Here is a 23492-nt window from a genome sequence, read left to right as displayed (position 1 = left end):
GGCGCCCGCGAGGCCGTTGTACGCCTACCCGAGCGACCCTATGATTTCGCGATAGGCTGCCTCGGGAAACGCCTTGAGCGTACGCGTGCGCACATTTCCGCCCATACCGAGAGAAAGACCAAAGCGCGCCATCACGGCATCGTCAGGCGCGTCGCAGACGGCAACCATGTCATGGTCGCCAAGCGTGAGAAAGAATTGCTGGAACGAACCGCCCATGTCGCCCAGAAGCTTCTTGGCTGAGTCCAGGCGCTTTGCCGAGTCGCGAACGTTGCGAATGCCCTGATCCGTCCAGTTGATAAGCACGATATAAGTGGTCATTGCACACCTCCCGACGGAGGGTCTTGGTCCACGCAACAGGCTATGGCGACCGTCGCTCATGCGCTGTGGTCGGTCCCTTCCCCCGTGATGCGCACTTTACTCCTGTGCCGTCGTGACAACAAGAAACGGCAACCAGAGGCAGGCGCCAAAAAGCAAAAGCCGGGCACAGGGCCCGGCTTTCCAAAGGTTTGTTCGGCAGCGGAATCTTAGCTGTCGAGGAACGAGCGCAGCTTGCGCGAGCGACTCGGGTGCTTCAGCTTGCGCAGCGCCTTCGCCTCGATCTGGCGGATACGTTCGCGGGTAACCGAGAACTGCTGGCCGACTTCCTCGAGCGTGTGGTCGGTGTTCATGCCGATGCCGAAGCGCATGCGCAACACGCGCTCTTCGCGCGGCGTCAGCGATGCCAGAACGCGGGTCGTCGTCTCGCGCAGGTTCGCCTGGATGGCGGCGTCGATCGGAAGCAGCGCGTTCTTGTCCTCGATGAAATCGCCGAGGTGCGAATCTTCTTCGTCACCGACAGGCGTTTCGAGCGAGATCGGCTCCTTGGCGATCTTCAGGACCTTGCGGACCTTTTCGAGCGGCATGGCGAGCTTCTCGGCCAGTTCTTCCGGCGTCGGCTCGCGGCCGATCTCGTGCAGCATCTGGCGCGAGGTGCGAACGATCTTGTTGATCGTTTCGATCATGTGCACCGGAATACGGATCGTGCGGGCCTGGTCGGCGATCGAGCGGGTGATCGCCTGACGAATCCACCACGTCGCATAGGTCGAGAACTTGTAACCACGACGGTATTCGAACTTGTCGACCGCCTTCATCAGGCCGATGTTGCCTTCCTGAATGAGGTCGAGGAACTGCAGACCGCGGTTCGTGTACTTCTTGGCGATGGAGATGACGAGGCGAAGGTTCGCTTCGACCATTTCCTTCTTGGCGATACGCGCTTCGCGCTCGCCCTTCTGCACCATCGACACGATGCGGCGGAATTCGGCGATCGAGATGCCGGTTTCCGTCGCGAGGTTCTGAATCTCCTGGCGGATATCGCGGATCGTGGTGTTTTCGCTCTTGGCGAATTCCTTCCAGCCGCGCGCAGCCAGATTGCCGATCGACTTCATCCAGTTCGGATCGAGCTCGGCACCCTGATACTGCTCGAGGAACGAGTCACGCTTGACGCCGTAGGATTCGGCCAGACGCAGCAGGCGACCTTCGTTCTGCATCAGTCGCTTGGAGATGTCGTAGAGCTGCTCGACGAGGGCGTCGACGCGGTTCTGGTTCAGCGACAGAGACTTGACGGCCTTGATGAGCTCATCCTTGAGCTCCTTGTAGCGGCGCTCCTGAGCGGAAGACAGCGTGCCGGTTGCGGCCAGGCGCTGCTCGACCTGCTGGTCCTGCAGCTTGCGCAGCTTCTTGTAGGTCTCGGCGATGATGTCGAGCGTTTCCATGACCTGCGGGCGCAGTTCCGCTTCCATGGCGGCCAGCGACAGGTTGGATTCGTCCTCGTCTTCTTCTTCCTCTTCCGGAGGCAGGCCTTCGCCGCCGACATTGGTGATGTCGTCGTCGCCGGAACGGCTGCGGCGGGTCTTTTCCTTCTCTTCGGCGGCCTTGCGGTCAGCCTCGATCTTCTCGGGGCTCTGGAACTGCGGAGCAGCCTTGGCCTCGGGACCGGAATAGGTGGTTTCGAGATCGATGATCTCGCGCAGCAGCGTCGTGCCTTCGTTGAGTTCGTCGCGCCAGATGATGATCGCCTGGAAGGTCAGCGGGCTCTCGCAGAGACCACCGATCATGGTTTCGCGGCCAGCCTCGATGCGCTTTGCGATCGCGATTTCGCCTTCGCGCGACAGAAGCTCCACCGAGCCCATTTCGCGCAGGTACATGCGAACCGGGTCGTCGGTGCGGTCGGTCGGCTCTTTCTTCTTGGCGGCCGCCAGTGCGGTACCGCTGGAAGGTGCCAGTTCGCCGCCTTCGCTCTCGTCGTCGGAGCCGGAATCGTCGTCGCTGCTGTCGCTGGCGCCAGCCTCTTCCGCTTCCTCGTCCTCGATCACGTTGATGCCCATGTCAGAGAGCATCGACATCGTGTCTTCGATCTGTTCGGACGTCACTTCTTCGGACGGCAGAACGGCGTTCAGCTCGTCCATCGTCACATAGCCGCGCTTCTTCGCGGCCTTGATCATCTTCTTGACCGCGTCATCGGAAAGATCGAGAAGAGGGCCGTCGGTGCCGCCGTCGCGTTCGACTTCCGCTTCTTCGTTCTCTTTGACCTTGGTTGCCATTTATATCGTCGCCTTCCTGACGCTATTCAAACTCGCCGCAGTGAACGACCGTACGCAGCCGATACGCCGCACACGATCGTTTCGAATCACATGCTCCCAACTAATGGGATGAGATTTAATGCCCGATTAACCACGATTGCCGGCGCCGGACGACAGAGCTTTATTGTCATCAAATGTCCGGCCATGGTTGTGCGATCCGCCCTTGACCCAGTTCACCGCTTTCCAAGTTGAACGGTGATTCCCACAATTTTTGTTTTCGTCAAGCTTTTCTGGAAAAAAAGCATCGGAAAACCCGGAAAAAGCCTTATCCACAGGCTCGGAACCGCTCAAGCGATTGCCAACCATAGATAGGATGTCACCAGAAGAAGACAAGAGCGGCAGGCCCTCTTCCCCAACGGCAAAGTTGCCGCCACGTTTTTTCAAACACCGGCTGCCGGTTTTTCGATGCGGTTTGAAGCTTAGCGCGACTGCCCGTCCCAGGGCTGGATCTCCAGGCTTGCCAGATCAACCGCGGGAATGCAGCGGACGTTGATGCAAGCCATTTCTGCTCCATCGGGCATCTGCGCCTCGGCGAACGGCGCAACACCGCACGTCCCGCAGAAGCGGTGCTGGATGCTATGCGTATTGAACGTATAGGTCGACAGGTTCTCGCGCGGTGTCTTCAGGGTGAACTTGTCGCGCGGCACGAAGGCCAACAGCCCGCCGCGCCGCCGGCAGAGCGAGCAATTGCAATCAAGCGCCGACGTAAATTCGCCTTCCACCTCGAACTCGATGTTGCCGCAATGGCAGCTTCCCTCGTAGAGCATCGTTCCTCCCTCAGCTCCAGTCCATGACCACCTTGCCGGAGTTGCCCGAGCGCATCGCCTCGAACCCCTCGCGGAAATCGTCTATTCCGATCCGATGCGTGATGAGGGGCGAAAGGTCCAATCCCCCCTGCACGAATGCAATCATCTTGTACCAGGTCTCGAACATCTCGCGGCCATAGATGCCCTTCAGGTTAAGCATCTTGAAGATCACTTTGTTCCAGTCGATCTCGAAACCGGCCGGCGCAATGCCGAGGATGGCGATCTTGCCGCCATTGTTCATCTTGTCGATCATGTCGCGAAAGGCCGGCGCGGCGCCCGACATTTCAAGGCCGACGTCGAAACCCTCCGTCATCCCGACGGACGTCATCACGTCGGCGAGGTTCTCCTTCGAGGCATCGACGACGTGATCGATGCCGAGCTTGCGGGCGAGATTCAGCCGGTGCGGATTGATATCCGTTATGACGACCTTGCGGGCGCCCGAACGCTTGGCGACCAACGCACCCATGATGCCGATCGGCCCCGCTCCGGTAACCAGCACATCCTCGCCGACGAGATCGAACGACAGCGCCGTGTGCACCGCGTTGCCGAACGGATCGAAGATCGCCGCGATCTCATCCGGAATATCGTCCGGGATCGGCACCACGTTCGCTTCGGGAATGCAGACGAACTCTCCGAAGGAACCGGGGCGGTTGACGCCGACGCCGAGCGTGTTGCGGCAGAGGTGCCCCCTGCCCGCGCGACAGTTGCGGCACTTGCCGCAGACGATGTGCCCTTCGCCCGAGACGCGCTCGCCGACATGGTACTTCGTCACCGAGGATCCGATCTGAGCGATCTCGCCACAGAACTCGTGACCGACGACCATCGGCACCGGAATGGTCTTCTGCGCCCACTGGTCCCAGTTCCAGATATGGACATCCGTACCGCAGATCGCGGACTTCTTGACCTTGATCAGCACGTCGTTCGGCCCGACCTCGGGAACCGGAACATGCTCCATCCAAAGCCCGACCTCCGGCTTCGCCTTCACCAGCGCCTTCATCATGTTCGACATGATATTACTCTCCCAAACCCTTTAAATGACTCCGAGTTCGCGGCCCGCCTCCGCGAAGGCCGCGATGGTCCGCTCGACATCTGCACGCGAATGCGCCGCCGACATCTGCGTGCGGATGCGCGCCTGTCCCTTCGGCACGACGGGGAAGGAGAAGCCGATCACGTAGACGCCCTTCTTCAGCATCAGAGCCGCCATGTCCTGCGCGAGTTTCGCATCGCCGAGCATGACCGGAATGATCGGATGTCCCTCGCCCGCCAGCGTGAAGCCGAGCTTGGTCATTTCGGTGCGGAACAGCGTCGCGTTGGCGGCCAGCCGCTCGCGCAGAGCATCGCCGTTGTCGATCAGATCGAAGACCTTCAGCGATGCAGCCGCGATGACCGGCGCCAGCGTGTTCGAAAACAGGTAGGGGCGCGAGCGCTGCCGCAACCACTCGACAACCTCGGCCTTGGCCGAGGTATAGCCGCCGGAAGCACCGCCGAGCGCCTTGCCGAGCGTGCCGGTGATGATGTCGACCCGGCCCTCGACGCCACAGTGTTCGGCCGAACCGCGCCCGTGCTTGCCGACGAAGCCGACAGCGTGGCTGTCGTCGACCATGACCATCGCGCCGTACTTCTCGGCAAGGTCGCAGACGCCCCGCAGATTGGCGATGATCCCGTCCATCGAGAACACACCGTCGGTGGCGATCAGCTTGAACCGGCTGCCTTCCGCCTTCTTCAGCTCCTCCTCCAGCGCCGCCATGTCATTGTTGGCATAGCGGAAACGCTTGGCCTTGGAGAGACGCACGCCGTCGATGATCGAGGCATGGTTCAGCGCGTCCGAGATGATCGCATCCTCCTCGCCGAGCAGCGTCTCGAAGAGACCGCCATTGGCGTCGAAACACGAGGAATAGAGGATCGTGTCTTCCATGCCGAGGAAGGAAGAAATACGCGCCTCCAGCTGCTTGTGCTCTTCCTGCGTGCCGCAGATGAAGCGCACAGAAGCCATGCCGTAGCCATAGCGGTCGAGCGCCTTCTTCCCCGCCTCGGCGAGCTCTTCGTTGTCGGCGAGCCCGAGATAGTTGTTGGCGCAGAAATTCAAGACCCGCTCGCCCGAAGCAACCGCGATCTCGCCGGCTTGCTTCGAGGTGATGACGCGCTCGGACTTGTAGAGCCCGGCGTCCTTCAATGCGGAAAGTTCGGTTCGGAGGTGGGAGAGGAAGTGCGAGGTCATTGGATGCCCTTCTTGTGACGGTTCCCGATGCCCTGCACTAGCACATAGGCAAGCGCCTGTCTTGCCGTCGTCAGCGCCGCGCCGCGATGAGCAGGAACATCGGTCGGTCCATCTCTTCGGCCCATTCAGGATGTGCGCCAAGCTGTTCGTCGCTCGGCCGCCACTCCTCGACATGCCGGATCGAAAAGCCGTTCGCAGTCAGAGTGTTGAGCGTCGTTCCGAGCGGGCTATGCCCTATTGCGACGGATCGTCGCCGCCCACTGGCAGCATCGTCTGGAGAACCCCGTCGCGACGGACGAGACCGTGGAATAGCGCGGCCGCGATATGCATCAAGACGAGCGCGAAGAAGGCAAAGGCCAGATAGAAATGCGCGTTCCAAAGCAGCGTGTGCAGACTGTCGCTCTGCGGCAGGATCGGCGGCAACAGGATGCCACCATACAACACGATCGGATAGGCCGCCGCCGACATCATCGCCCAGCCGATCAAGGGCATGCCGAGCATCAGCGCATACAAGCCGACGTGGGATAGATACGCGGCGAGTTTCATCGGCTCCGGAAGGTCGGCGGGCAATTTCGGCGAACCGGAGATGAAGCGAACGATCAGGCGAAGCACGGCGAGAACCAGAATGGCGATTCCGAGCGTCTTGTGGGTTGCCAAAAGCGGCACATACTGCCGCCCGATGGTCGATACCATCCCGACGCCGATGAACAGCATCGCCAGAATGCCGATCGCCATCAGCCAGTGGAGCAGACGTTGAACGAAGGTGAATTGGGTGTGTGTGCCGTTCATGGCTTCGCGCTCGCTGCAGTTCGAGGATAGTGGCTCGCTTCGGAGGTCCGCAGATCGTAGGATTTGGCGTAGGCAGCCGAGCGCGCCGCCGGGAACGGATCGTCGGAAACCTTGATACCGTCAGGCAGAATGGTCGGATCGAAATTGATGTCCCGGCAAGGTCCATCGGCTTCCGGCTCGATCTCCTGCACGACAAGAGTACCGGCTTCGACTGTGCGACGCTCCGCAGGCCAGGCCTTGGTCGGATCCGACGTCGGATCGGAGGGGTCGGCCACTGTCAGCACGAGCGTCCAGCGCTGCGGCGACTTCGCCACCCGTTCGGCAATATCATCCTCGAGATGGTTGGGGCCGAGCTTGACGAAATCTTCGGGCGTGATCGGTGTCGCCGCTGCCTCCGGTCGCCACGACCAACGCACGGCATGCTCCGCGCCCGAAGCATCGGTGAAGATGAATGCATTGAGGCTGTTGAACGCCACTTCGGCGTAGCTCGCCGTCCATGGCGCGGTCATCGCCCACTTGCCGAATGCGACGAATTCCGGATGGGCGGCCACGAAACTCTTCATTGCCCCCGGATCCTTGCTCCCCGACGCCTGCAGCAGCTCATAGAAGCCTTGCGGTGTGGAAACGGCAAAGACGGGAGGATCGATCATAGCCATCCTCCAGACACCTCCATCAGGCGCCGAGATCTGCACGCCGAGGCCACGCACCCGCACCGTGGGGTCGGCCGCATCAGGATTGGGCGTTGCAAGATTGAAGCGCCCGACGACGGGATATTGTCCGGTCGCGAATGCCGACGCCCGCGAAAGCGCCACGCCGTTTCCGTTCGCTTCGAACACCCCGGTAAAACAGATGCCCTTTGCATGGTTGCGCCGATGCCCCAAAGCCGGACCGCCGGGAGGCGCCAGGGCACTCACAAGCTTTGTCGACGTCAGACGATCGGGGGAAAGCCAACCGGCGGTGTAAGCGAACGCGCCGGCGCCACAGGCGACCACGGCTGCAATCAGCACTAGAGACCCCAAAGCGGAACGCTGCGACTGCGACGGTCCTGGCATCCAACACTCTCCGTTTTCGTCAATCGGGTACGATAGGCAGCGCCAGCGATGCTGGGAGGTCATTTCAGTAGGCGGGGCGGCAGTCGAAATATAGGACGAATATACGGTTCTTGACCGAAACCATGGCACCCCTCACCCGTTGGGTCAAATCCCTAGTCGTCGTGCCCTAGGATGACCTCGAGAAACGCATCGCCGTACCGTTCGAGCTTCGACTGGCCGACGCCGGAAATCTCCAGCATCTCCTTGTGCGTCCTTGGCCGTTCGGTCGCAAAGGCGATCAGCGTCGTATCTGGAAAGACCACATAAGGCGGCACGCCAAGCGAGCGGGCGATCGAGGTCCGCTCGGCCCGCAGCGCCTCGAAAAGAACGCCGTCGCTCCCTGATAGCACCGATCGACGCTCGACCTGCGCCGTTCGCTTCGAGCGACGCTCGGCGACCGGACGATCCTTGCGAAAGAACACCGACCGCTCGCGCTTGAAGACGGCACGCGCCTCGGGCTCCAGCTTCAGCGCGCCGAACGCCTGCTGGTCGACCCTGACCAGCCCCATCGCGAGCAACTGTCGAAACACCGACTGCCAGGTGCGGGCCGGCAGATCATTGCCCGCGCCGAAGACCGGCATCGTCGTGTGGCCGAAGCGCTCGGTCTTTTCGTTGACATTTCCGAGCAGCACGTCGACCACATGCCCGGTGCCGAACCGCTCGCCCGTCCGGTAGATCGCGGCAAGCGCCTTGATGGCGGCCTCGGTGCCGTCCCAGGTCTCGACCGGTTTCAGGCAGGTATCGCAACCACCGCAACCGCCCGCATGGGCCTCGCCGAAATGCGCGAGGATCGCCTGACGGCGGCAGGATGCCGTTTCGCAGATTGCCAGCAGCGCGTTAAGCTTGGAGCGCTCGACGCGCTTGATTTCCTCGGCGGCACCGCCATCGTCGATCATCCGGCTGCGCTGGATGACGTCGGCCATGCCGTAGGCCATCCAGACTTCCGATGGCAGGCCGTCGCGCCCGGCGCGGCCGGTCTCCTGGTAATAGGCCTCGACCGATCCCGGCAGATCGAGATGCGCGACATAGCGCACGTTGGGCTTGTCGATCCCCATCCCGAAGGCAACGGTGGCAACAAGGCAGAGTTCTTCTTCCTTGAGGAAGGCATCCTGGTTCGCGTCGCGCATCGCGCGGTCCATGCCGGCGTGATAGGCCCGCGCGCGGATGCCCTGCCCGTTCAGCCACTCCGCGGTCTCCTCAACCTTGGCACGCGACAGGCAATAGACAATGCCGCTGTTGCCCTTGTGCCCGGAAAGAAACCGCAGCAACTGCTGGCGTGGCTGATCGCGCTCGACGATCTCGTAGGAAATATTCGGGCGATCGAAGCTGGTCGTGAACACCTTGGCGTTGTTCAGCGCCAGCCGTTCGACGATATCGTCACGCGTATGCGCGTCGGCGGTCGCCGTCAGCGCGATACGCGGCACACCGGGGAACTGTTCAGCCAGCCTGCCGAGTTCACGGTATTCCGGGCGGAAATCATGTCCCCATTGGGAGACGCAATGCGCCTCGTCGATCGCAAACAGCGAGATCTTCGTGCTGCCGATCGTGTCGCGAAAGCCATCCAGAAGAATACGCTCAGGCGTGACATAGAGAAGGTCGAGCTTGCCTGCAGAAAGCGCCCGGCGAACATCGATGAACTCCTCGCGCGTCAGAGCGGAGTTCAGCGCCGCCGCCCTGATACCGAGCTGCTTCATCGCCTCCACCTGATCGCGCATCAGCGCGATCAGCGGTGAAACGACGATGCCGATGCCATCGCGACAAAGAGCCGGAATCTGGAAGCAAACGGACTTGCCGGCTCCGGTCGGAAAGAGAACGACGGCATCCCCGCCCGCCACGACGTGCTCGACCACCTGTTGCTGCTTGCCGCGAAAGGCGGGATAGCCATAGACGCGGTTGAGAATACCAAGCGGCGATCGCTCGGCCCCGAACAATGCATCGCCCGCGGAAAATTGCCGATCCGTCGAATCCATCAATGGCTCGCCGCTCCCTTGACGCGGCCGGAAAGCACACCGAAACCATCGATGATCGCTTCCTGGTTTTCAAGCCGAAGCCCTTCGAAGTGAACTTCCTGCAATGCACGCATCAACAGGTCGATCACCTCGCCATTGCCGGCCTCGGTCGCCTCGGCGATCTCGCGTTCGAGCTCGATCTTCTGGAAACGCAGCGCCTTGGCACGTTTGTGGAAGGCAAGCGCCTGCCGATAGCCCTCCCGCGCATCCTCCATCGCCGCCTGCTCGGTGGCGATCCAGAGACGGGCATTACGGATCTGCTTTTCCAGCGCCTGGATCAGCCCACCAAACCCCTGCTCCTCCAGCCGCTCGACCAGATATTCCCGTGTCAGATGCGGCCCGGCAACGGCCGCCGCCGCCCCCAGCATGCCCGACCATAGCCGCTGCAGTTCGCGGCTGTCGTAATCGATCGAGGCGATCTCGTCATATTCGTCCTGCATCAGTGCCGGATGGTTGACCACCGTCAGCGCCAGCACGCTCTCGCGCAAAAGCAGGCTTTCAACCGGAGACGATTTGACTTTCTGATTGAGCCGCGCACTGCCTGCACTGCCTTTTTCCAAACGCGCTGTGTTTAATAAATCTAGCTTTTGCGCGCGCGCACCCTTTTGCCCACCGCCTGAAAAATTTGACGCAACAACTGCGGGGCGGAAGAGCGCATAAAGCTTGTCGCGCATGACCTGCTGATATTGTCGGCGCACACTTTCATCGGCAACCACAGCAACAAGCTTGGTAACCCTTGCTTCAAGTTCAGCCCGTGCCTCGGGCGTATCAAACTTGCTGGCGGCAACCTCGCGATCCCATAGCATTTCAGAGAGCGGCTTCGCCTGGCTCATCACCTTGTCGAACGGCGCGCGGCCCTCGTTGCGCACGAGATCGTCCGGATCTTTACCGTCAGGTAGAAGCGCGAAACGCACGGTGCGCCCCGGCTTGATATGCGGCAACGCCAGGTCGGCCGCGCGGTTGGCTGCGCGAATGCCGGCTCCGTCGCCGTCGAAGCAGAGGACCGGCTGCGGCGTCATACGCCATAAGAGCTCTAGCTGGTTTTCGGTCAGCGCCGTGCCAAGCGGCGCCACCGCGTTCTCGACGCCGGCCTGATGCAGGGCAATCACATCCATATAGCCTTCGACGGCGATGATGGTGCCCTCGCCATTGGCGCCCTGCGTCGCCCGCCGCGCGCGGGTGAAATTGTAGAGCACGCTGCCCTTGTGAAAGAGCTCGGTTTCATTGGAGTTGAGATATTTCGCCGGCGCATCCGGAGACATGGCGCGACCGCCAAAGGCAATCACCTTCTCGCGGGACGACAGGATCGGGAACATGATGCGGTCGCGGAAACGGTCATAGGACACCGGAATCTCGGGGCCATGCACGACGAGGCCGCAAGCCTCGATCTGCTCCTTGGCGACACCCTGCCCCGCCAGGAATTCCTTCAGGGCATTGCGGCTATCGGACGCAAAGCCAAGCCGAAACGTCTCGATCGTCCGGCCGGTCAGTCCGCGGTCGCGCAGATAGGCGCGGGCCCGAGCGCCGAGCGCCGTCTGCAACTGATCCTGGAAGAACTTGGTCGCGAGTTCCATGACGTCGAGAAGCGACGTGCGCTCCTTCTCGCGTTTCTCCATGACTGGATCGGCGATCGGCATCGCGACGCCCGCCATGTCAGCGATCTGCTGCACGGCCTCGGGGAAACTCAACCCTTCCAGTTCGGTCATGAATCGGAAGTGGTCGCCGGTGACGCCGCAGCCGAAGCAGTGGTAGCGCCCCTTGCGGTCCTCGCAGTGAAAGCTCGGTGACTTCTCGCCGTGAAACGGGCAGCAAGCCCAATAATCACCGCGCGGGACATTGGTCTTGCGTTTGTCCCAGCTCACCCGACGGCCAATCACGTCCGAAATCGGCACGCGATCGCGTATCTCGTCGAGAAAGGAATTGGAAAAGCGCATGTAAACCTCTTGATGCGGTCCATATAAGCAGGTTGGTCCGCATATGCCACGACCTTCGGCTAAAAGGTTCGCTATTCACAGGCTCATTCGTCACCGGCCGGAAATCGATCAAGAAACCGTTACCGCACCTGCGACAGGGGGTGCGACAATGACTACTCCCGGTGAAATCCGCCCTGGCTTGATAAGCCGGAGCTCAGGGGCTGACAAAAGTCATTCTCAAACATAATCAAATAAAAACAGTAACTTATTCTGAAAATGCGCCTATCCTCACAGCTAAACCACGACCTAAAGATCGGCTCTTCAGGACGCCGCGCGGGGATTGAGGCAGGGCAACGACGGAATTATTATATTTTTGTAATTTGAATTGCCTTTCGCATCGCAATAATTTCGATCTCAACAAAGCGATCCCCTGGTGAGGCACCATCCCTACCCCCGGCGCCGCCTCACCAGGGTGCCTTTGCAACTGTCCTTAGGCATGGGCTCAAACCCCTGCGTAGCCTCAGGATGCAAAGAGCGAAAAGGCAGGAGCACCCCCAGCTCCTGCCTTCTTTGTTTTCTTACTCAAGTTTTATTTTTCTCGCTGTCGAACAGATCATTGACAGCCGCACGCCCTATGTCCATTGAAGGCGGAATTGCGATGGTTGCTAGAGATGCCCCATAAGGTTGAAGATTTTCTCGAAAGCGATGCCTTCTTTGCAGCCATGCTGCACTGTGCGGGGGAAATGCTCGCGATTTATCACGAGAGCCCACGCATAGCCTCGATCTTTGCGGCCCAGCAGCGATGGCTCATGGCCCATGCCGGTTTCGCCCTCCACTTCGGCGTTCCCGGAGAACAGAAGCCCGGCCTTTATTCCGGCCGCTTCATCGCCTTCGTCGTCGAGAACAAGATCGCTAGCCGCAACACCGCTGCAGCCTTCATCCAGGAAATGATCGCCTACCGTTTTCTCCGTGTCGTCGAAGGCACGGCCGACAAGCGAACGCGCCTGCTGGAGCCAACGGATACGGCCCAGGAGCACTTTGTCAAGTGGCTCGCGACGCACCTGCTGATTCTGGATCATCTCGACAGCGGAGGTCGCTACGACCGCGCTGTGGCCGAGACCGCCGCTTTTTCGCGGATGCAGCCGCTGATCGCCAAGCGCATTCTCGACAGCGACGCCGTTCGGAATCCGGGCGCCACCTACAACCTGTTCAACTGGGCCAACTCCGGCGGTCTGGTCATGGATTATCTCATGAGCAGGATAACCGAGTTCGACAAGTCGATCGAGCAGGTCAATCTCGGCAAGGTATCCCTCAAGGAGATCCGCGATCGCTTCATGATTTCCAACACCCATCTGAAGCGCCTGTTCACGCAGGCAGCCGAGGTGGGAGATATCGGTTGGACGGAAGCGTCGTTCAAAGGCGACATGTGGCTGTCGCGCAAGTTCGTGCTGGAATACTGGGGCTATCAGGCCGCCAAGTTCGTCGTCGTCGACGGAGTCGCTGAAGAAGTGCTCGGGCTCGCGATCGGAAAGATCGCGAGCCGGCGCTGATCGGATCAGTTCAGCTGTTCCTTGACCGCGCCTGAGGCCTTGGAGAAATCCATCTGGCCGGCATAGCGCTCCTTGAGCACCGCCATCACCTTGCCCATGTCCTTCGGCCCGGCAGCACCGGTCTCCGCAATGATCGCCGCAATGTTGCTGCGAACTTCCGCATCGGAAAGCTGCTTCGGCAGAAAGTCCTGCAATACGATGATTTCGGCGCGCTCCTTGGCCGCCAGTTCCGGTCGCGCGTTCTCTTCGTAGATCTTCGCCGATTCCTCGCGCTGCTTCACCATTTTGGCGAGGATCTGCAGGATCTCGTCGTCGCTGGCCTCCTCCTTGCCGATGCCGCGATTGGCGATGTCCCGGTCCTTGATCCCGGCCTGAATCAGGCGAACGGTCGAGCGCCGCTCGGCGTTCTTGGACTTCATGGCATCCTTGAGGGCGGCGGCGAGTTGATCGCGCAACATCATAATCACTCCTGTTTGAATGCCGCTTCATAAACCACGCGAATGCATGGGATCAAATAAATTGCGGAAAACGGCGGCAGAAAGCGCGAGAAAACCGGCAGAATGTGCGGTACAAAGATTGACCTCGCGAAATAGCGTGGCTATTTACCGCCACCTGCACCAAAATTCGTGATCAGGCCTGAGAGCGTGCGCCTTGCCGCGCGCGTATGCTTGCGAACCAAATGGCCGGCCAACGTTGCCCAAGGACGTGTGGCCGCCGGAAACGGGATGAAGATGACCGCGACAGCACCCTGGACAACCGAAAAGCCGACCGCCCTGCTCGTTCTTGCAGACGGAACCGTCATTGAAGGCAAGGGCATCGGCGCGACCGGCAAGATCCAGGCCGAGGTGGTCTTCAACACGGCGCTGACAGGCTACGAAGAGATCCTGACGGATCCCTCCTATCTCGGCCAGATCGTCACCTTCACCTTCCCCCACATCGGCAACATCGGCACCAACGACGAAGACATCGAAGACCTGACGCCGGCAGCACGCCACGGCGCGGTCGGCGTCATCTTCAAGGCCGACATCACCGATCCGTCCAACTACCGCGCCGTCAAGCACCTCGATGCCTGGCTGAAGGCTCGCGGCATCATCGGCCTCTGCGGCATCGACACGCGCGCGCTGACCGCCTGGATCCGCGAAAACGGTTCGCCGAATGCCGTCATCGCCCATGATCCGAACGGCGTCTTCGACGTCGAGACGCTGAAGGCGGAAGCCAAGGCATGGAGCGGCCTCGAAGGCCTCGACCTCGCCAAGATCGCGTCTTCCGGCCAGTCGTCGCAGTGGGCGCAGACCCCGTGGATCTGGAACGAGGGCTACGGCGAACTGAAGGCCGAAGACGCCAAGTATCACGTCGTCTGCCTCGATTACGGCGTCAAGCGCAACATCCTGCGCCTGTTTGCTGGCCTAGACTGCAAGGTTACCGTCATGCCCGCAACGACGAGCGCCGAGGAAGTTCTCGCCATGCAGCCAGACGGCATCTTCCTGTCGAACGGCCCGGGCGACCCGGCAGCAACCGGCGAATACGCCGTTCCCGTGATCCAGAAGCTGATCAAGACCGACATCCCGGTTTTCGGCATCTGCCTCGGCCATCAGATGCTCGGCCTCGCGCTCGGCGCCAAGACCGAGAAGATGCACCAGGGCCACCACGGCGCCAACCATCCGGTCAAGGACCACACGACGGGCAAGGTCGAGATCGTGTCGATGAACCACGGCTTCGCGGTCGACACGAAGTCTCTGCCCGATGGCGTTGAAGAGACTCACGTTTCCCTCTTCGACGGCACCAACTGCGGCCTGCGTGTAGCAGGCAAGTCGATCTTTTCGGTTCAGCATCACCCGGAGGCTTCCCCCGGCCCGCAGGACAGCCACTACCTCTTCCGTCGCTTCATCAATCTGGTGCGCGAGAAGAAGGGCGAGGAAGCTCTCGCCGAGCGCTGATACCGGCGAAAACGCATTAAAAAAGCCCGCTTTCGAGCGGGCTTTTGTTTGTCCGGTGTTCAGCGGCTCTATCGACCCATCCTGCGGATCAGCACGTAGAAGCGCCAGCACAGCATGATCGACGCCGTGAACAACCCGATCAGGAAGCCGAACCAGATCCCGATGCCGCCGAAGCCGAGCGGGAATGCCAGCACCCAGGCGAGGAAGAAGCCGATGGGCCAGTAGGCGATCAGCGCCAGAATCATCGGCACGCGCGCGTCCTTGAGGCCGCGAAGCAGGCCATTGGCGATGGCCTGAAGACCGTCGACCAGCTGAAACAGGCCCGCAATGACAATCAACGGGCCGGCAAACGCGAGCACTTGCGGCGCTTCTGCCGAACTCGTGTCCAGGAACCAGCCCGCGAAGAACGCCGGCGCGATCGCGAACAGGGCGCCCCCGACAGCCGATATGGCGCAGGAGATTGCAAGAACCGAGATCGCAGCCCGCACGAGCGCGACATGATCGCCCTGCCCGTGGGCAATGCCGACCCGCACCGTGGCCGCCTGCGACAGGCCGAGCGGAATCATGAAGGCGATGGAGGCCCACTGAAGCGCGATGCCGTGCGCGGCAAGCTCAATCGTCCCGATGCGCCCCATCAGGAGAGACGCGACGGTAAACAGGCTCACCTCGGCAAGGATCGTCACGCTGATCGGCAGGCCCAGGCGCACCACCTCCCTGAACGCCTTCCAGTCGGGCCGCCAGAAGCGCACGAAAATCTCATAGCGCCGCGTTTCGGGCCGGCTCTGAACGTAAGCGACGATGAACAGAAATCCGGCTGTCTGTACCAGAACGGAAACGATCGCGGCACCCTCCAGCCCCATCGCCGGCAAGCCGAAATGACCGAGCACCAGCGCATAGGCGAAGATGGCGTTGAGCGTCAGCATGGCGATCGTCACGTTGAGGACGACGGCGGCCTTGCCGATCGCGCTCACCAGGGCGCGCATGACGTTGTAGAGCAACCCCGGCAGAACGGCGAACTGCCCGATGACGATATAGCCGTGCGCCAAAGCAGCGACATCCGGCTTCTGTCCTGCCGCGAGCAGAATATGCTCCGAATTGTAGAAGGCCGGCAGCATGAGGAGCCAAAAGGCGCATACGACCCACAGACCCATCCGCATGGAGCGGCGCACGCTGACGATGTCGCCGCGACCATAGGCCTGCGCCACCATCGGAATGACGGCGATGGAGAATCCCGAGCCAAAGACCAGGATCGTAAAGAGAAACTGTCCGGCAAGCACCATTGCCGCCAGGTGTTCCGCCCCAAGGCGCCCGACGATCATGACGTCGGTCGTGTTGATTCCCAGCTGTGCCAGCTGCGCTCCAATAAACGGAATCCCGAGTGCGAGGGTGGCGCGAATATGCGCAGCCCAACGGTTATCGGTTTTCGGCGCGAGCGCTTTTGCGTCGATCGGCGTATCCATGACTATGCTCTGTGATTTTGAGGTCCGGTCGCGAACGTGGCAACCAAACTACTGAATTAAAGGAAAGCCCGGAAAATGGACACCCCAAACGGGCAGATGATGAAAATTTCATCATCGCATCATGAATTCTGATGGTTCACTGCGCGGGTTGCCGGGCCGCCTCCTTGGGCGACGCCGTGCGAACCTTCATCAGAAACACCAGCGCGGCGACGAGGATAAACACGGCCGCCAGCAGATAGGGAGCCCCGGCAAAGGTGACCGGCGCTGCCGGGCTGGTGAAGTATCCGAACAGCTGCGTGAAGATCAGCGGTCCGATGATCGTGGTGATGCTGCTGAGGCTGGTCAGCGCGCCCTGCAACTCACCCTGCGCCGATGGCGGAACCTTGCCGGCGGCAATGCTTCGCAGCGGCGGGTCAGCGACGTTCTCCATGACCGTCAGCACGATCACCGCGTAGACGACCCATCCCTCCCAGGCGAACGCATAGCCCGTCAGGCCGACCACCGAGAAGCTCAATCCGACCACCGCCGTTTTCCATTCTCCAAGGATCGGCACGATCCTCGGCAGGACCAAAGCCATCACGACGGCGGCACCGATGCCATAAAGCCCCAGCGAGAAGCCGATCTGCCCCTCGCTCCAGCCGTAGCGGTATGTCGAGACGAACGACCATACCGCCGGATAGACCGCATGGGCGAGCCAGAACAGAAACATCACCGCCGACACCCAGCCGATACCCGGATAGTGGCGCATCTGTCTCAACGCGCCGAGCGGATTAGCCCGCTTCCATTCGAAGCGCCGGCGATTTTTTGCATCCAGTGTTTCCGGCAGCAGGAAACAGGCCGCGACGAAATTGAGGAACGACACCGCGGCTGCCCCGAAGAACGGCACCCGCGGCCCGAACTCGCCGAGGAAGCCGCCGATGACAGGGCCGACCGTGAAGCCGACGCCGAAGGCAATGCCGATCAATCCGAAATTCTTGGCGCGATTCTCATCGTTGCTGATATCGGCGATATAGGCGGAGCAGGTCGCAAAGCTGCCGCCACTGAGGCCGGCAAGCGCCCGCCCGATGAAGAGCATCCAGAAGCTCGTCGCAACGGCGCAGATGAAGTTGTCGATCGCAAATGTCAGCACCGAGAGAAGCAGGATCGGCCGCCGCCCGAAGCGGTCGCTGAGATTGCCGAGGAACGGCGCGAAGAGGAACTGCATCCCGGCATAAACGACGAGCAGCCAGCCGCCATCGAGGGCCGCATCGCTCACCGAGCCGCCGGTCAGTTGCTCCAGATAGGCAGGCAGCACCGGCATGATGATCGCGATCCCGATAACGTCGAGAAACAGGATCATGAAGACGAGGAAAAGACCACGGCGAACGAATTTCGGATCGAGCATCAGACGCCTCTACAGCAGGTTGTTTCTGAAAAGACGATCTCATCGCCGGGTTTGTTACTTAGCCCACGCATATTAGCGAAACAATCCGTGAACATTTCAAATCTTTTGATAGGCACACGACTTATCTTGATGGAAAAACGGAACAAAGGAGGATTCTAGCCTCCCCGGCGCTGCTCTTCCCTGACAAAATCGACAAAGGCCCGCAGCGCAGCCGGCATGTGACGGCCGCTCGCATAGTAGAGAAACGGGCCGGAGAATTCCGTCACCCACTCCTCGAGGATCGGCACCAGCGACCCGCTCTCGATCGCAGGCAGCATCAACTCCTCGAAGGTCCTGATAACACCGAGCCCGGCGACGGCAGCCGACACTTCCATTTCGATCGCATTGGCGATGATCGGCCCCTTCGGCATGATCGTAAGTGTGTCCGCTCCACGCTCGAACTCCCACGCCAGGGCGCCGCTGGTCAGGAAGCGGTGTCTGATACAGTCATGTTCCAGCAGTTCGCGAGGGTGACGAGGTAGGCCACGCCGTTCCAGATAGTCAGGCGATGCGGCGGTGATGTAACGTTGCCGGCGCGGCCCGATCGGCACTGCGATCATGTCCTGCTCCAACCGCTCGTCATAGCGGATGCCGGCATCGTAGCCCGCCGCCAGCACATCGACGAACGTATCCTCGCCGACGATCTCAAGCGAGATTTGCGGATAACGCTTCAGGAAGCGGTTGGCGATGTCGGGCAGAAACAGCCGCACGGCAATGATCGGGACATTCAGGCGAAGCGTTCCGCTCGGACTGTCGCGGAACGTATCGAGCTGCTGAAGCGCCTGCGAAACTTCTCCCAGGGCCGGCGCCAGCCGTTCCAGCAGCCTCTGCCCCGCCTCGGTCGGCGTAACGCTGCGGGTCGTCCGATTGAGCAGTCGAACGCCGACGCGCTCCTCGAGACGGCGCAACGAGTCGCTGAGCGAGGAAGCCGAGACGCCGCGCTTGCGCGCCGCGGCACGAAAGCTTCGCTCCCTTGCAATGGCTGTGAAGGCATCCAGATCATTGAGGGGAAGATCGTCCATTGTGCGCTTTTCCGTACGGCCCGTTCGAATTTACTGGGATTATCGCACGAAGCGACGCGCGGTAGAACCATGACAACACAAACACTTCATCAGGAGAAGCACATGGAGACGCATCGTTTGGGGAAGACTGGTCCGATGGTCTCGGCGATCGGGCTAGGCTGCATGGGGATGTCCGGCATGTACGGCCCGTCCGATCGGAACGAGAGCATTGCGACCATCCATGCCGCCATCGACGTCGGCGTCAACCTGCTGGATACCGGCGACTTCTACGGCATGGGTCACAACGAAATGCTGATCGGCGAGGCCCTCAAGGGTCGCAAGCGGGAAGACGTGGTAATCAGCGTCAAGTTCGGCGCCTTGCGCGATCCGGCCGGCAACTGGAGCGGCTACGACTCCCGCCCCGCCGCGATCAAGAACTTCCTGGCCTATACGCTGAAGCGCCTCGACGTCGATTACATCGATATCTACCGCCCTGCCCGCCTCGATCCCAATGTCCCGATCGAGGAAACGGTGGGGGCGATCGGTGATCTGATCAAGGCCGGATACATCAGGCATGTCGGACTGTCCGAAGTCGGCGCCGAGACCATCCGCCGGGCAGCCGGCACCCATCCGATCTGCGACCTGCAGATTGAATATTCGCTGCTCTCGCGCGGCATCGAGGAACAGATCCTTCCAACCTGCCGAGAGCTCGGAATTTCAATCACCGCCTATGGCGTCCTCTCGCGCGGTCTGATCAGCGGTCACTGGCAGAAGGGACAAGGCGGCACAACCGGCGACTTCCGCGGCATGAGCCCGCGTTTCCAGGACGGCAACATCGATCGCAACCTCGCCCTTGTCGAGGAACTGCGCAAGATCGCGGATGCAAAGCTGGTCTCGGTGGCCCAGATCGCCATCACATGGGTCGCCGCGCAGGGAAAGGACATCGTGCCTTTGGTCGGCGCGCGCAGACGGGACCGTTTGACCGAAGCGCTCGGCTCACGCGCCGTCGAGCTTTCCGCCGAGGACATGGCCGCGATCGAAAGGGCGATCCCGAAGGATGCCGCTGCCGGCGCGCGCTATCCCGACGCCCAACTCAGACACATGGACAGCGAAAAGTAGAGAACCCGATCGGCCTCCCGATGGAGGCCGATATCCGTTCAGACAGGACCGGAGAACGTATCGCAGTCCGAAAGCTTGCCGCTGTCGAAGCCACGCTTGAACCACCGCGCGCGCTGTGCCGAGGTCCCGTGATTGAAGCTCTCCGGCACGACGTAGCCCTGGCTGCGCTTCTGCAGCGTGTCGTCGCCGATCTGCTGCGCGGCATTGAGTGCTTCTTCAAGATCGCCGGCTTCGAGGATGCCCTTCTGCTCGGTGAATTTGCCCCAGATACCGGCAAAGCAGTCGGCCTGGAGTTCGACCCGGACGGACATCTTGTTGGCGTCGGCTTCGCTCATGCGCTGACGCGCTTCATTGAACTTCGGCAAGATACCCAGCTGGTTCTGGACGTGGTGGCCGACCTCGTGGGCCACCACGTAGGCTTCCGCGAAATCGCCGGAAGCACCGAACTGCTTGCTGAGCTGCTGGAAGAAGGCCGTGTCGAGATACACCTTGTGATCGCTTGGGCAGTAGAAAGGACCCGTCGCCGCCGAGGCAAAACCGCAAGCGGATTGAGTCTGGCCGTTGAACAGAACAAGGCGCGGCTCTTCATATTGCCGTCCCATCGATTGGAAGATGCCGTTCCATGTGTCTTCCGTTTCGGCGAGCACGGTACGGACGAACCCCGTCATCTCGTCATTGGCGGGCTGGCGACTGCTGCCGGAATCGCTTTGCTCATAGCCGGAACCGCCGGTCGACGTCCCGCCGTCCATGACCTGAAGCAGATCGATGCCCATCGCCTTGAAGATAAAGTAGATCACCACCAGGAAAATGATCGTGCCGATGCTGAGGCCACCGCCGCGACGACCCATGCCGCCGCCGGATGGGAAGCTGAAGCCTCCCCCTCGGCCCAATCCACCGATGGAAGGATCGCCGCGGCGATCCTCGATGTTGTCGGACTGACGCCGGCCTTTCCACTCCATGATGGTCCCCTAGAGCTAAACCTCGGTCGCTATTGCTTCAATTATATATCTCGGTGCCCAGGAAATTCCAGCAGCCGAAAGAGGCAAGTCGCAACGACAGAGAATGTCAGGGATTGATGCATCGGCGACGCCAAAATCAGGGCGTCACAGTCGCGCCGTCGGGAGCACGCGAGGGCGTCGGCCGCCGCTCCCTCAGGGCCTTGAGCCCATAATGGGCCGCACCTACCAATATCAGCGACGCATAGCCATCGACGGCATAGTGCCAGCCAAGGCAGACCGAGCTCAGCATCACAAAGGCCGTGTAGCAGACGGCCAGGACACCGAACCTGCGCGACAAGTCGAACGCAAAGAATGCGTTCAGGGCAATCAGTCCGACGTGAACGCTCGGAAAGGCCGAGATGCCGGAGCCAAGGCCGGATGTGCCGCCTTGGTGCAACGACCAAAGGTAGCCCTGAAAGCTCCTCGCAAGCAATGGGCCATCAGGTGAGGACAGGAAGGCCAGAAGTGCAGCGAAGCGTTCGTGATCGCCGGTCACGGCGCCGTAAAATGCCGGGCCGGCCGACATGAAGATGGCCGCCAGGATGTTGCCGCAGACGACCCAGACGAACATGAACATGGAGATGTATCGGACACGGATGGAGGCTGCGCGAGGCGATGTGGCCACGAAGAAGAGCGTTCCGAAGCAGAGGATGAACCAGAGGATGCTGTAGTTCCAGTCCATGATCCCGACCACTCTGATCGACTGAAGAATCTTAACCGGATCGGGGCCGAAGGACAGCAAAGCGTCGGCATTGGCGAGCATGTGGTCATAGACGAAGCCGCCACGAAGAATTGGCAGCAGGTTCTTGATCGAGGTGAACGTGCCCTGAAAGATCATCAGCGCCATCAGCAGAGCCATGCCGGAAAACAGATGCGCCAGACGCTGCGGCGAAAACGCCTTGCGCGCGGCCAGCGATCGCTTTGCCTCAAAGCGAAAGATGATCCATGCATAATCGACGACAACAGCCGTCAGCGGCATGAATATCAGGAACAGGAAGGTCCACTGGTCGAAATAGAGCGAAAAGGACATCACCTCGGCATGACCACTGAAGGTGATCAACAGGACGCCGCCAATGAAATAGAATGCGACGGCAAGGTAAAGCCATGCGTCCGCCCTCGCGCGAAGCATGAAATGCGACAGCAACTCGGATGTCCAGGAAGTTACATCCCTGGATTTTTCATCGACTTGAAACATTGCCAGCCCACGCCCTCAACAACAGACTGCCCTCTTAAGTCTGCACCCAAATAGAAAGCGCCCTATTTATTAATTTTCCTCGACAGGCATCCGTAAAAACGTCGTATTGCGAAATATTTTTATGGTCTTCCACGAGAGCAGTTTCAGCCCTCCCGAAGCCCACTCGCTTGACGAGAGATCCGCGATCGGGCCTCCTTGGGTCCACAAGTCTGGGGAGGAGACAAGGATGAAGGCCGTACGTCTGGAAGCGACCGGAAAACTTGGCCTGCGCGACGTGGAGCGGCCGGAACCGGGCGTCGGTGAGTTGCTGGTTCGCGTTGAAGCCTGCGGCATCTGCGGGACCGATCGCCATCTGTTTCACGGCGAGTTCCCCTCAAAGCCGCCGGTCACGCTCGGTCACGAATTCACCGGCATCGTCGAGAAGGTCGGGAATGGCGTCAGCGGTTTTCGCGAGGGAATGCGCATCACCGGCGACCCGAACATCACCTGCGGCCGCTGCCCTGAATGCCAGCGCGGTCGCGTCAATCTCTGCCATAATCTTCAGGCGATCGGCATCCACCGCGACGGCGGCTTTGCCGAGTATGTCTGCATCCCGCAGCAGCAGGCATTCCAGTTACCGGATGAACTGCCTCCCCTACACGGCGCCTTTTGCGAGCCGCTGGCCTGCTGCATCCACGGGGTCGACCTCGCTGAAATCCGCACTGGTTCCTCCGTCGTCGTGCTCGGCGGCGGCGTCATCGGCCTGCTCGTCGTCCAGCTGGTCCGGCTGGCGGGAGCCACCAGCGTGGTTCTCGTGACCCGCAGCGCGGAGAAGCGTCAACTCGCCGAGGAGCTTGGAGCGACCGCCAGCGCAGATCCCTCGACGGGTGACGTCGTCGCGCAACTGACGGCGGCGGACGGTTTGCTGCCCGGCGGCGCCGACGTGGTGATCGAGTGCGCCGGCGTTGCCGAAACGATCGAACAGGCTCCGAGCCTCCCGCGCCGCGGCGGCACCGTCGTCATCCTCGGGGTCATGCCGCAGGGGGTGAAGGCCGCAATCGAGCCTTTCGATCTGCTCTTTCGCGAGATCAGATTGATAAGCTCCTTCATCAATCCGTTCACGCACCGGCGGGCCGCCGATCTCATTGCGTCGGGCACCATCAAGGTCGAACCGCTGATATCCCGTCGAATCGGCCTTGCGGAGGCCGTCGAAGCCATCTCCAACCCTGCCCGGAAAGGCGAGATCAGAGCGCTGGTGGTCCCGGGCATCGGCTAGGCTCCGGCAACAGGCGCCAATTCCTGTCGATTCCGTAATTTATGGGGTTCCGTTTACAAATACATTTGCCTATAAGCCGCTTCTAGCCTGAAAAGACCATCATACGCGCG

The 23492-nt window shown here is 61.0% G+C and carries 20 protein-coding genes and 3 pseudogenes; 4 read left to right on the top strand and 19 right to left on the bottom strand.

All coding sequences use genetic code 11. The features are described from left to right. Positions 1-24: 24 nt before the first annotated feature. The 13 genes and pseudogenes from ASE04_RS23910 to dnaG all read right to left on the bottom strand — a co-directional run. The gene (locus ASE04_RS23910; RefSeq protein ID WP_056823723.1) at positions 25-318 is read right to left on the bottom strand and encodes a GYD domain-containing protein; all 294 of its coding nucleotides are present in this window, start codon (positions 316-318) and stop codon (positions 25-27) included. A gap of 206 nt (positions 319-524) precedes the next feature. Continuing rightward, positions 525-2579 carry an RNA polymerase sigma factor RpoD gene (gene rpoD / locus ASE04_RS23905; RefSeq protein ID WP_056823721.1) on the bottom strand — a complete coding sequence of 685 codons (2055 nt, stop codon included), beginning with the start codon at positions 2577-2579 and terminating at the stop codon, positions 525-527. Positions 2580-2705: 126 nt separating this feature from the next. After that, positions 2706-3002: a hypothetical protein gene (locus ASE04_RS30830; RefSeq protein WP_156408878.1), complete on the bottom strand. Its 297-nt coding sequence runs from the start codon at positions 3000-3002 to the stop codon at positions 2706-2708. A 35-nt stretch (positions 3003-3037) separates the two neighbouring features. Beyond that, a complete protein-coding gene (locus tag ASE04_RS23900) occupies positions 3038-3385 on the bottom strand; it encodes a GFA family protein (protein ID WP_056823718.1) in 348 nt (115 codons plus the stop codon). A gap of 10 nt (positions 3386-3395) precedes the next feature. After that, the gene (gene tdh / locus ASE04_RS23895; protein ID WP_056823716.1) at positions 3396-4433 is read right to left on the bottom strand and encodes an L-threonine 3-dehydrogenase; all 1038 of its coding nucleotides are present in this window, start codon (positions 4431-4433) and stop codon (positions 3396-3398) included. A gap of 21 nt (positions 4434-4454) precedes the next feature. Next, positions 4455-5642, bottom strand: a complete 1188-nt coding sequence (locus tag ASE04_RS23890) for a glycine C-acetyltransferase (RefSeq protein ID WP_056823713.1) — start codon at positions 5640-5642, stop codon at positions 4455-4457. Next, positions 5639-5767: a hypothetical protein gene (locus ASE04_RS31960; RefSeq protein ID WP_274533896.1), complete on the bottom strand. Its 129-nt coding sequence runs from the start codon at positions 5765-5767 to the stop codon at positions 5639-5641. Before ASE04_RS31960 ends, ASE04_RS23890 begins: the two co-directional genes overlap by 4 nt. Then, positions 5713-5892, bottom strand: a pseudogene (locus tag ASE04_RS31775) (SAM-dependent methyltransferase); the annotation flags it as partial. The pseudogene ASE04_RS31775 and the gene ASE04_RS31960, both read right to left, overlap by 55 nt. Then, entirely contained in the window at positions 5877-6431 is a 555-nt protein-coding gene (locus ASE04_RS23885; RefSeq protein ID WP_056823710.1) for a cytochrome b, read from the bottom strand. The pseudogene ASE04_RS31775 and the gene ASE04_RS23885, both read right to left, overlap by 16 nt. Beyond that, on the bottom strand, positions 6428-7483 hold the full coding sequence (locus tag ASE04_RS23880) for a catalase family peroxidase (RefSeq protein ID WP_056823706.1): 1056 nt from the start codon (positions 7481-7483) through the stop codon (positions 6428-6430). Before ASE04_RS23880 ends, ASE04_RS23885 begins: the two co-directional genes overlap by 4 nt. A gap of 152 nt (positions 7484-7635) precedes the next feature. Beyond that, entirely contained in the window at positions 7636-9492 is a 1857-nt protein-coding gene (gene recQ, locus ASE04_RS23875) for a DNA helicase RecQ (protein ID WP_056823703.1), read from the bottom strand. Further along, positions 9492-10022, bottom strand: a pseudogene (locus ASE04_RS32285) (DNA primase); the annotation flags it as partial. The pseudogene ASE04_RS32285 and the gene recQ, both read right to left, overlap by 1 nt. A 149-nt stretch (positions 10023-10171) precedes the next feature. After that, a pseudogene (gene dnaG, locus ASE04_RS23870) lies at positions 10172-11465 on the bottom strand (DNA primase); the annotation flags it as partial. Between the two features lie 650 nt (positions 11466-12115). Here dnaG and ASE04_RS23865 point away from each other — a divergent pair. Continuing rightward, positions 12116-12994 (top strand): hypothetical protein, encoded by an 879-nt coding sequence (locus tag ASE04_RS23865; RefSeq protein WP_056823698.1) that lies wholly within the window; start codon positions 12116-12118, stop codon positions 12992-12994. Positions 12995-12999: 5 nt separating this feature from the next. Here the strand turns inward: ASE04_RS23865 and ASE04_RS23860 are convergent, their stop codons facing one another. Beyond that, complete coding sequence (locus ASE04_RS23860) at positions 13000-13452, bottom strand: GatB/YqeY domain-containing protein (protein ID WP_056824075.1); 453 nt, start codon at positions 13450-13452, stop codon at positions 13000-13002. 273 nt (positions 13453-13725) lie between these two features. Here ASE04_RS23860 and carA point away from each other — a divergent pair, with 273 nt between their 5' ends. Next, positions 13726-14931 (top strand): glutamine-hydrolyzing carbamoyl-phosphate synthase small subunit, encoded by a 1206-nt coding sequence (gene carA, locus ASE04_RS23855; RefSeq protein WP_056824072.1) that lies wholly within the window; start codon positions 13726-13728, stop codon positions 14929-14931. Positions 14932-14999: 68 nt separating this feature from the next. On the opposite strand, the gene ASE04_RS23850 is transcribed toward carA, so the two are convergent. The 3 genes from ASE04_RS23850 to ASE04_RS23840 all read right to left on the bottom strand — a co-directional run bounded on the left by ASE04_RS23850 (position 15000) and on the right by ASE04_RS23840 (position 18836). After that, positions 15000-16391 carry an MATE family efflux transporter gene (locus ASE04_RS23850; RefSeq protein ID WP_056823695.1) on the bottom strand — a complete coding sequence of 464 codons (1392 nt, stop codon included), beginning with the start codon at positions 16389-16391 and terminating at the stop codon, positions 15000-15002. 136 nt (positions 16392-16527) lie between these two features. Beyond that, positions 16528-17775, bottom strand: coding sequence for a TCR/Tet family MFS transporter (locus ASE04_RS23845; RefSeq protein ID WP_056823691.1), 1248 nt, complete (start codon positions 17773-17775; stop codon positions 16528-16530). A gap of 155 nt (positions 17776-17930) precedes the next feature. Continuing rightward, the gene (locus ASE04_RS23840; protein ID WP_056823687.1) at positions 17931-18836 is read right to left on the bottom strand and encodes a LysR family transcriptional regulator; all 906 of its coding nucleotides are present in this window, start codon (positions 18834-18836) and stop codon (positions 17931-17933) included. A 102-nt stretch (positions 18837-18938) separates the two neighbouring features. On the opposite strand from ASE04_RS23840, the gene ASE04_RS23835 reads away from it, so the two are divergent. Beyond that, positions 18939-19934, top strand: coding sequence for an aldo/keto reductase (locus ASE04_RS23835; RefSeq protein WP_056823684.1), 996 nt, complete (start codon positions 18939-18941; stop codon positions 19932-19934). A gap of 38 nt (positions 19935-19972) precedes the next feature. Here ASE04_RS23835 and ypfJ read toward each other — a convergent pair whose 3' ends face one another. Both ypfJ and ASE04_RS23825 read right to left on the bottom strand, forming a co-directional pair. Further along, the gene (gene ypfJ, locus ASE04_RS23830; protein ID WP_056823680.1) at positions 19973-20893 is read right to left on the bottom strand and encodes a KPN_02809 family neutral zinc metallopeptidase; all 921 of its coding nucleotides are present in this window, start codon (positions 20891-20893) and stop codon (positions 19973-19975) included. A 136-nt stretch (positions 20894-21029) separates the two neighbouring features. Continuing rightward, positions 21030-22127 carry a phosphatase PAP2 family protein gene (locus tag ASE04_RS23825; RefSeq protein WP_056823678.1) on the bottom strand — a complete coding sequence of 366 codons (1098 nt, stop codon included), beginning with the start codon at positions 22125-22127 and terminating at the stop codon, positions 21030-21032. A gap of 226 nt (positions 22128-22353) precedes the next feature. Between ASE04_RS23825 and ASE04_RS23820 the strand changes: the two genes are divergently transcribed. Then, the gene (locus ASE04_RS23820; RefSeq protein ID WP_056823675.1) at positions 22354-23382 is read left to right on the top strand and encodes a zinc-dependent alcohol dehydrogenase family protein; all 1029 of its coding nucleotides are present in this window, start codon (positions 22354-22356) and stop codon (positions 23380-23382) included. Positions 23383-23492 lie beyond the last annotated feature (110 nt).

The sequence above is a fragment of the Rhizobium sp. Root708 genome (genome assembly GCF_001429725.1).
In the GTDB taxonomy this organism is placed as follows: domain Bacteria; phylum Pseudomonadota; class Alphaproteobacteria; order Rhizobiales; family Rhizobiaceae; genus Rhizobium.
This window is presented reverse-complemented; position numbering and strand designations above follow the sequence as displayed.